At 67.1% G+C, this 1,515-nt stretch carries 2 protein-coding genes; both read left to right on the forward strand.

Features of this window, described 5'->3' with window-relative positions:
- The coding region (locus ACZ52J_RS42860) for a hypothetical protein (protein ID WP_465626869.1) at positions 1-240 on the forward strand (240 nt) is incomplete at its 5' end.
- A gap of 35 nt (positions 241-275) precedes the next feature.
- Positions 276-890: a hypothetical protein gene (locus tag ACZ52J_RS42865; RefSeq protein ID WP_465626871.1), complete on the forward strand. Its 615-nt coding sequence runs from the start codon at positions 276-278 to the stop codon at positions 888-890.
- The last annotated feature ends 625 nt before the right edge of the window (positions 891-1,515 follow it).

Here is a 1,515-nt window from a genome sequence, read left to right on the forward strand (position 1 = left end):
GGCAGGATCACCAACAGCATGCGGACATTTGAGACCAGAGCCGGGAAGATCATGCCTCAGGGTCCTGTGCTGTACGACGTGCTTCCGCAGTACACGGACGACAAGAGCACCATTCCGAATGGGTGGGGGATGGGGTTCTACGGCTGGGATGCTAACACCGGGCTGCGTACGGACTCTGATTGGACGGTCGTGGACAATGGGAAGTTCGGCTCAAGCGGATATGCAAACTTGGGAAACTAGCCTCCGGCGGGAACGGGTGGCTGATGGGAGTGGACATGAACATTGAGGAGATGCTGGACCGGCTCGCGGCGGTGATCGGGCCGCCGCCCCGAGGCGGAGTGGTCCCGGTCCCGTGGGAGCTGGGGCCAGAGGCGCTCGGTTTCCAACTACCTGCGGACTATCGGGCGTTCGTCGACCGGTACGGGATGGTCAGCATCAGTAACGAGCTGCACATCTACACGCCATCAGCAGCGCCCAGTAACAAGACCGAGCAGCCGCTCGGCTTCGCGGGATTCCTGTACTACACCACGGATCCCTATGGATACACCGCCATGCTGGCCCAGGCATACCAGGACGGGGACTACGACGAGTGCCCGTATCCGCTGTTCCCGGCCGAGGGCGGGCTTCTGAAGTGGGGCAACAACTGGAACTCCGACCAGTTCTTCTGGTTGATGCGGGGCCCGGACCCGGACCGGTGGCCGGTCGCGGCCAAGTTCGACTCGAGGTGGGAGTGGGACTTGTTCGAGGGCGGCTTCCTGGAGTTCCTGTTGGCGGCGGTGACGGAGCAGTATCCGTACCATGGGAGCGTTGTTCCCGGCGGGATGAAGCAGGTCGGTGACGGCCGGGCTTATCGCATTTGGGGTGACTGGTCGAAGCAGCTTCTGGAGTGATCCCACAGACATGGTCAACGGCCAGGTCGGGGCGCTGCTGGGGTCGTCGGACAGGTTGGAGAGCGCGGCGGGGTGACTCCCGACTCCGCTCATAGATGTGGTGTCGACGCGGCGTCCACGGCCTCGAGGGCTGGAAGGTAGGTCACCTGCCCGCGCTCGCCGGTGCGGTACGGTACGGACATGGGCTGATAGTGGCCCTGCCGGGGGCGGCTTCGGCCGCCCGGGAAGGCAGAACAGCGATGGAAAGGGGTGGCCCGCGCTCGGGCCGCCCCTTCGCCGTTCCTGCCCCGGTCCTACAGCTCCGTCCACCCGCACGGTCGCCCGCCCGCGGTACAGCGCAGAGACTGCTCCGAAGCGCCCCCACCGCCTACGCGGCCTCGCCGCCAGCCGGCTCGTCGATATGGCTGAGCTGACTGCGCGCGGCAACACGGTCCTTGCCGGACAGCTTTGTCCAGTGCCCGTCGGCCCACCGCGTGGGCGGTCTGCCGTTCGGCCTCCTCCAGCCGGCCGCAGGTACCCCGCGCCGTCTCGACCCGCCGCCAGGCCCTGTGGTCGGCAGGCCTGCTCGCCCGCACCAGCGACGGCATGCTGCCCGGCACCGCTCCCGCTCTCACCGCCCCGGCCG

The sequence above is a fragment of the Kitasatospora sp. NPDC034035 genome (assembly GCF_055575755.1).

Coding starts and splice junctions, on each gene's coding strand:
- ACZ52J_RS42865 (WP_465626871.1), top strand. CDS start 276: ATGAACATTGAGGAGATGCTGGACCGGCTCGCGGCGGTGATCGGGCCG.